This window comes from Streptomyces sp. NPDC006551, assembly GCF_040611675.1.
GTDB lineage: Bacteria > Actinomycetota > Actinomycetes > Streptomycetales > Streptomycetaceae > Streptomyces.
The window spans coordinates 95,552-102,454 of the sequence record NZ_JBEXOT010000024.1 but is presented as its reverse complement, the minus strand read 5'-3'; the positions used below and the strand labels follow the sequence as shown (position 1 = coordinate 102,454).

At 71.3% G+C, this 6,903-nt stretch carries 7 protein-coding genes; 4 read left to right on the top strand and 3 right to left on the bottom strand.

What is annotated here, in order from left to right:
* Positions 1-281: 281 nt before the first annotated feature.
* Positions 282-857: a class I SAM-dependent methyltransferase gene (locus ABZY12_RS21620; RefSeq protein WP_356892652.1), complete on the top strand. Its 576-nt coding sequence runs from the start codon at positions 282-284 to the stop codon at positions 855-857.
* Positions 858-1,298: 441 nt separating this feature from the next.
* On the opposite strand, the gene ABZY12_RS21615 is transcribed toward ABZY12_RS21620, so the two are convergent.
* Positions 1,299-1,520, bottom strand: coding sequence for a CU044_2847 family protein (locus ABZY12_RS21615; RefSeq protein ID WP_356892650.1), 222 nt, complete (start codon positions 1,518-1,520; stop codon positions 1,299-1,301).
* A gap of 88 nt (positions 1,521-1,608) precedes the next feature.
* On the opposite strand from ABZY12_RS21615, the gene ABZY12_RS21610 reads away from it, so the two are divergent.
* Positions 1,609-2,187: a dihydrofolate reductase family protein gene (locus tag ABZY12_RS21610; RefSeq protein ID WP_356892648.1), complete on the top strand. Its 579-nt coding sequence runs from the start codon at positions 1,609-1,611 to the stop codon at positions 2,185-2,187.
* 24 nt (positions 2,188-2,211) lie between these two features.
* Here the strand turns inward: ABZY12_RS21610 and ABZY12_RS21605 are convergent, their stop codons facing one another.
* Positions 2,212-2,640, bottom strand: a complete 429-nt coding sequence (locus ABZY12_RS21605) for an FtsX-like permease family protein (RefSeq protein ID WP_356892646.1) — start codon at positions 2,638-2,640, stop codon at positions 2,212-2,214.
* A 491-nt stretch (positions 2,641-3,131) separates the two neighbouring features.
* On the opposite strand from ABZY12_RS21605, the gene ABZY12_RS21600 reads away from it, so the two are divergent.
* Both ABZY12_RS21600 and ABZY12_RS21595 read left to right on the top strand, forming a co-directional pair.
* Positions 3,132-5,003, top strand: a complete 1,872-nt coding sequence (locus tag ABZY12_RS21600) for a hypothetical protein (protein ID WP_356892644.1) — start codon at positions 3,132-3,134, stop codon at positions 5,001-5,003.
* A gap of 4 nt (positions 5,004-5,007) precedes the next feature.
* Positions 5,008-5,772, top strand: coding sequence for a hypothetical protein (locus ABZY12_RS21595; RefSeq protein WP_356892642.1), 765 nt, complete (start codon positions 5,008-5,010; stop codon positions 5,770-5,772).
* 72 nt (positions 5,773-5,844) lie between these two features.
* Here ABZY12_RS21595 and ABZY12_RS21590 read toward each other — a convergent pair whose 3' ends face one another.
* The gene (locus ABZY12_RS21590; RefSeq protein ID WP_356892640.1) at positions 5,845-6,822 is read right to left on the bottom strand and encodes a WYL domain-containing protein; all 978 of its coding nucleotides are present in this window, start codon (positions 6,820-6,822) and stop codon (positions 5,845-5,847) included.
* Between the last annotated feature and the right edge of the window lie 81 nt (positions 6,823-6,903).

Sequence of the window (6,903 nt, the reverse complement as noted above, 5' to 3'; positions counted from 1 at the left end):
GCCCCCCGCCCCGCCGGGCCCCCCGCGCCCCCCCCCGCCGCGGCGGCGTGCGCGCCCGGCCGACAGCACGTCGGGCGGCCCGGGATCATCCGATCCGGGCCCGGCCCGCGCGTGCCCGGGCGCCTCCGAACGACGCAGGGTCGCCGATTCTCAGCCCCGGCCCCGTGCGACCGCCGACCACGTCGGCGATCACGGCCACCGCGACGAACCGTGCGGGACAGCGGTTCTCCGACCTCCACTCCGGACAGATCTACGTCATGCCCGTCCGCGAAGGGAGCCTGATGACAACCACACCCGCGACCTACTGGGAGCCGCTCTGGGCCTCCGGCCGCCGGTACCGGAAGATCACCGACCGTGAGACCGCGCTCATGGAAGAGTGCCTCGGTCTCGGTCATGGACGGCCGGCCCTCGACATCGGCTGCGGGGACGGCGCCCTCGTCCGCCACCTCCATCACCGGCTCGGCTACCGCGCGACCGGCATCGACTGCGCCCCCAGCGCCCTCGCCCTCGCCGAGGCCCGGGGCGCCGAGGCCGCATCGGACGCGGCGTGGCGGCTGATGGACTTCACCGGCGACGACCTGGGTGAACTACCCGACACCGCATACGCGGTCGTCACCTGCCGCCTGGTCTATCGGTGGATAGAGGACAAGCCGCGCTTTCTCGACCGCGTCCGCCGCGTGCTCGCGCCTGGCGGGATCTTCTGGGTCGTCACCGGCCTCGCCGAGCGCCATGGGGACACCGACCCCCTCAAGAACCTCGGCATCACCGCGGCCGATATGGAGAGGCTCACCGTCGGCTGGTCGGTCGTGCGGGAGGTCGACCTCGACCGGCTCCGCTGCTACGCCCTGCGCCCCTGAACGTCTCCGTGAAGGAACAGCGATGCGACCGGCATCGGTACCACTCCCCGTCGAGTTCATCGACGCCCGACGGATCGACCTCGTCGAGCACCCTCCACCCGCGCTGTCACCCTGGGAGCGGCACGAGGCCGACCGTCTCTGGGAGACGACCGGGGAGCGCACCCGGCGACCTTCGGTGGTCCCCTCGACGCGAGTCTCGGGCTGGACCGGTCGGAGCCCGGGCGGTTGGTGGTCCGGTGGGCGAGGGTGACGTACCGGCAGAGGGGGCTGCGGCAGCTCCGGCCGGCGGAGGAAGTGCCGGGATCCGTCTTCGTCACGGTCAGGAAGCCGGCTCCGACGGGCTCACCGTCGCTCGCTCGCAGACGGACGACCCCGCACGCCAGCGCCTCCTCCGCGCTCCGCGGGATGACTCCCGTCGACACGTCCCCCGTACGGTCGGTGTCAGCTGCCGGGTCGAGTATCGCCGCCGGGCGCCTCGGTCTCGCCCATGCTCCACGTAAGGGTGACGGAGAAGTTCGCCGCCGTCGCCGTGCGGGCGATGACGACGTCGGCCTCGTCCGGCAGGGACGCCCCGGACAGCGGGGAGACCTCGTCCGGTTGGACGCACGGTTCGCGTAAGCGCCCGACGAAGCTCTCCGCGATCGGCCGTACGGTGTCCGGCATCCGCCCGGGAGCCCAGGGGCGATGAGTTTCGCCGTGGCCGCCGGTCCGTAACCCCAACACGCCATCCACCGCACTCGAGGAGAGCATCATGACCGCTACCTACACCTTCGACGTCTTTTCCAGCCTCGACGGCTTCGGCGCCGCCGGCGGCAATTGGACCGGCTACTGGGGCAAGCAGGGCCCCGAGCTCCTCGATCACCGCCTCGCTCTGTACCGCGAGGAGCAGCGAATGGTCTTCGGCGCCAACACGTATCGGGCGTTCGCGCGGATGCTGGCCTCGAGCACCGAGCAACCCGAGGTTCGTGACCCCTGGGTCACACGGATGAGGAGCCTGCCGGCAACGGTGGTGTCGACCACACTCGGAGAACCCCTCGACTGGCCGAACGCGAACGTCGTGAGCGGCGACGCCGTCGACGTCGTCGCTCGGCTCAAGGAGGAGTCCGAGGTGCCGTTGCGTTCGCACGGCAGCCTGTCGATGAACCGGGCACTGATGGCCGCCGGCCTGGTCGACCGGGTCCAGGTGACGCTTTTCCCTGTGATCACCGGTCAGACCGGGCTGGACCCGATCTTCCAGGGTGCGGCCGACTTCGACCTCGAGCTGATCGAGTGCCGGACGCTCGACGGCCACATCCAAGAGCTCATCTACCGGCCCACGGTGCATGTCTGAGCCCATCCCCGCACCCGGCGCGCCTCACTGCGCGTTGATCGCCCGCGGCATGTTCAGGCGGGCCGCCCGGCTGACCGGCCGGATCGCGGCGAGTTTGCTGATGAGCAGGGCCAGGGCGAGGAACAGGGCCAGGCGTGGCCAGGGCACTTTCGTCGTGTAGTGGGGCAGACCCGAGACCGCGAGGCTGCCGCCCGTCCAGGCGAGGAAGACGCCGGTGCCGATGCCGAGGATCACACCGAACAGGGAGATGACGGCCGACTCCAGGCGGACCATCCGGCGGATGCCCGTGCGGTCCGGTCCGAGGGCGCGGAGCATGCCGATCTCGCGGGTACGCTCGCACACCGACATGGCGAGGGTGTCGATCACGCAGAGGACCGCGATGACGACGGCCATGCCGAGCAGCCCGTACAGCATGTCGATCGGCACGAGGGTCGCCGACGGCGGGCCGGCCACGGCATGCCAACAGGCTCTTCACCCGCCGCATCGCTGCGGGCCGGATGTCCGGAAACCAGCGGCGCATGACGTGGTGTCACCTCCACACTGTTCCCGTAGCACTTGAAGTCCGCCGCCACCGAAGCCTGTGCCGGTCCTCGACGACCACGACGGCCGGGTCTCGCTCCATGAGACGGCGGCTCGTCGACCACACACGGGGGGACACCATGACGGAGTACGAAGGCGGACACGGGCCACCCCAGGGCTCCCCGGACGGCCCGCCGCCCGGCGTCTTCGGGCCACCGGCTCAGGGCCCGTACCCTCCGCGAGGCCCCCAGCCTCCGCGGGTACCGCCGCAGTACTCCGGCTACGGGCCTCCGCCCGGCGCTGAGCTCCCGTATGGGCCGCGGCCTTCCATGTACGGTCCGCCCGTCCCCCCGTACGGTCCGCCACCGCCGCCGGTTCCCCCGTACGGCCCTCCGCCGCCACTGCCGCCCGGGCAGGGGCGGCGGTTGCTGCCCGCCGGGCGGCGCGGGCGTTTCCTGCTGTTCGGCGGTGTCGGTGTGCTGGTCACGGCGCTGTTGGCCGGGTTGCTCACCTGGAACGGCATCCTGGGCTCGGAGGAACCGCGTGCCAAGCGGGACCTGGAGCCGTTCCGGCAGGCGGTGGCCGCTCTGGCCGACGCCCCTGGCCTGCGGTACCAGGACTCCGGCGCCGACCTGATGAGGCGGGACGTCACGGTCACCGCCTCCGGCAGCCGTTTCGGCACCGCGGGCTACGGTGACGCCGGGCTCGGCCGCGAGATCCTGCACATCGGGGGCAGGACCTTCACCCGACAGAAGGCCGCGGCCTCCGGTGGGGAGTCCGGCGAGGGCGCCTCGGGGAAGTGGGCGGCCGCGGAGGACAGCGACAGCGTGACGCGGGAGGTGGTGAAGCACCGGCCGTCACCGGCCGACCTGGCCACGAAGCTCTCCAGCGCTCTCGACAAGCTGGAGGGCACACCCGCCCCGAGCGAGCCCGCGAAGCCTCCCGTCGTCAACGGCACACCGACCCTCGCGGTGGACACCTCCGCGGGCCGACTGCTCGTCACCGAGAAGAAGCCCCACCGGGTGCTGCGCCTGGAGTCCTACGGCCCCTCGCGGCCGGCCGAGTCCTTTGGCGGCTCGGCTCATTCGCCTGTCGGCTCGGCCCATTCGGCCCCCGTCCGGCTCAAGCCCGCCGCGGCACAGATGGCGTCCGAGGACGAGGACCCCTCCGAGATCCCCGAGGTGACGGACGGCCCCCTTGAGGACAGTCGCTCCGAAGGCCTGGACCTGGCGCCGGTCACCGGGGATGCCGTCGACCCGATGTTCGACTCCCTGGAGAAGCAGACCGAGGAGCTGAACAACGCGACGGACAGTGGCGTCAGTCTGGCCCTCAGCGGTTCGGGAACGGTGAAGTGCGGTTCCGGCGGCTGCACGGCCACGAACAGCTTCGCCGGGCAGATCACCACCAGCGCCAAGAGCCGCCTGACGGACGGCAAGGTCACCGCGGTGATGACCGCCTCCTTCAGTATCGACGGCAAGTCCGCAGGCCGGTGCACGAGCCCGCGGAGCTCCTTCGCGGTCACCGGCACCAGCGTCTCCGGAAGCCTGACCTGCTCCGACCCGGGTGCCGGACCGACCTTCGCCTCGATCGAGACGCAGAAGAAGGCCGAGGCACGGGCCCGCTCCCGGGCCAACGGCGGCCGACCGGTCCAGTACCGCATTCCCTACCGCGCCGCCACCTTGATCACCGCCTATGCCCTCGCCACGACCGAGGTCAAGAAGCTGGTCGACAAGGTGCGGCGGGAACGCGACGACAGCGGCTGCCGGCCGGGCAGCTCCGTCTCCGGGTCGGGAACCCGTTCGGGTGGCGCCGAGCCCTTCGGGCTGTCCCTGCCGCACGCCGCCGTCCTCGTCCACCACCCGGCCACTTGGGCCGAGCTTCTCACCGGCGGCGCCAAGTGCCCGGACGAGAAGGCCGTGAGCGCCGCGAACAAGATCGTCGAGCGGGCCGCGGAGGGCAAGGTACGCAAGTCCACCAATTACCATCCTCACTTCAGCGACGAACGTGTGAGGGAGATCCTCAAGAACCCGGACGCGGTGTACCTCTCCCAGGGAGGGCGTGGGAACCTCATCTTCCGGAAGGGCGAGGACATCGTGGTCACGAAGGGTCCCGGAGCCGGAGTGGGAGACGTCATCACGGGCTACGGCCCCTCGGGGAAGAAGGGCAAGAGCGGAGCTGAGGCTGTGGGTGGGTCGCCTGACGACCCGGGTCCCCCGGTGACCCACGAAGACATCGTGAACGGGAAGGTCCCCGACACCAAGGGCGGCTACATGCCGCCCGCCAGGCGCATCCGATGAGGCGATGACAAAGGTGAGGATCACGGTCGGCGACACCATGTCCGCCGAAACGACGGACAGGCCTCTCGCGTTCACCCCCCGCTTCGACTTCCGCGATCTCCAGCTGATCGTCGCGGGGTACTCGGACCCGGCCGGCCGGGAACGGCAACTTCCGGACACCTTCGGCAGCAAGCAGTGGTTGTGGTCGCAGGACGAGCATTTCCGTTTCGACCGGGGCAGCCGGGAGCTGTGCGGTCTCACGTTCTTCCTGCCACCACAGTCCGTCTCCGTACCGCGGGGCCCCGCTGCGCACGACGAGCCGCGGACGCAGGCGGGCGGACTGCGCGCGGACACTGCCCGGGAGTTCGCCATGCCGCAGACCACGGTCTTCCACTGCGACCCCGGGGCCACCGAACTGCGGTGCCTCCGGGACGTCGGCGTCCTCGACCGGAGACTGGACGCGCGGCTCGTCCTCGCCCCCGACGTGGCGCTCCTCGTCCAGGAGGGGGCGGTAGTCGGCTGGAGCCTCGGTGATCCCGCGCGGTATCTGACGGACGGGTTCGCCGAGCCCCAGCCCAGCCCGCCGGCCCCCGCCACCCGGCTCCGGCTGGCCGAGTGCCTGGAGCTGGTCTCCTCGCCGCTCGTCGACCAGGTGATGGACGAGGACGCGGACGCCTGGCACAGGCTCCGCGCGACCGAACGCGCCCTGCGCGAACAGCGGGACGACCGGCCCCGAGCGGAGATCCTGCACGGAGTCATCAGCCGCCTCATCGAGGACTACGAGCCCTGACAGCGCGAGGCCGCGCGATGTGTGCGGGTACAGCCGGGTGGTGTGCCGCGGGCCAACAGCGCATGCTGCGTGTCAGCTGAGTTCGTAGGCTCGGGCGAGTACCTCCACAGTGGTGGTCATGGCCCTGCGGAGTGCGGCTGGGGCGACGACCTCGACGTCCACGCCGAGCCTCAGCAGCTCGCCGCAGGCATGCTCCGTGCCCTCGACCGGGATCACCGCCTCGACCCATCCGTCGTCGCCGACGGCGGTCGCGGTGGCGTCGACGGCCCGGACCACTTCGGGCGGGACGTTGTCGGGCAGGCGCCGGCGTCCCCGAGGGGACAGGCGGATGGTGGCGGTGCCGGTGTAGCGACGCGCCTGGAAGTCGTCGAGATAGGACTCCCAGTACGCGAGCAGGTCGAAATCGTCCGGCCGGTCGAACAGCTCGTCGCCCGGTACCGCGTCGAGGACTTGGGCGACCCGGTACGTCGCGATCCCCTTCTCCGTGGCGGCCACGAGGTACCAGGTACCGGACTTGAGTACCAAGCCGTAGGGCCGGAGGCGACGCTCCACCTCCTGCGGGGCGCGCCAGCGGCGGTAACGCACGTCCACCGCGCGCCGGGCGAGCACCGCGTCGACGAACAAGGGCAGGTGCGGTGTCTGTTCGGGTTCCCGATACCAGCCCGGGGCGTCCAGGTGGAACACCGACGCCACCCGCGCCGCCTCCTCGCGCAGCCCTGCGGGCAGCGCGGCGAGAAGCTTCAGCCGGGCCGCCGCCACTTCGGCCGCGAGCCCCAGCTCGGCGGCGGGCCCGGGCAGTCCGGCGAAGAACAGCGCCCGCGCCTCGCCCTCGCTCATCCCGGTGAGACGCGTGCGGTAGCCGTCGAGCAGTTGGTAGCCGCCCCCACGGCCCGGCTCCGCGTAGACCGGGACTCCGGCGGCCTGCAGGCGCGCCAGGTCACGGTAGGCGGTGCGTACGGACACTTCCAGTTCGTCGGCGATTCCTTGCGCGGACATGCGTCCCCGCGATTGCAGCAACAGCAGCACGGACAGCAGACGACTGGCGGACATGCGCGCATTCTCCCCGGAAACCCTGACAGCACCTGTCACACAGCGCCCCTAACGTCGACCTGACAGGCGGTAGCCACCGCC

Coding starts and splice junctions, on each gene's coding strand:
- ABZY12_RS21595 (WP_356892642.1), top strand. CDS start 5,008: ATGACAAAGGTGAGGATCACGGTCGGCGACACCATGTCCGCCGAAACG.
- ABZY12_RS21590 (WP_356892640.1), bottom strand. CDS start 6,822: ATGTCCGCCAGTCGTCTGCTGTCCGTGCTGCTGTTGCTGCAATCGCGG.
- ABZY12_RS21620 (WP_356892652.1), top strand. CDS start 282: ATGACAACCACACCCGCGACCTACTGGGAGCCGCTCTGGGCCTCCGGC.
- ABZY12_RS21615 (WP_356892650.1), bottom strand. CDS start 1,520: ATGCCGGACACCGTACGGCCGATCGCGGAGAGCTTCGTCGGGCGCTTA.
- ABZY12_RS21610 (WP_356892648.1), top strand. CDS start 1,609: ATGACCGCTACCTACACCTTCGACGTCTTTTCCAGCCTCGACGGCTTC.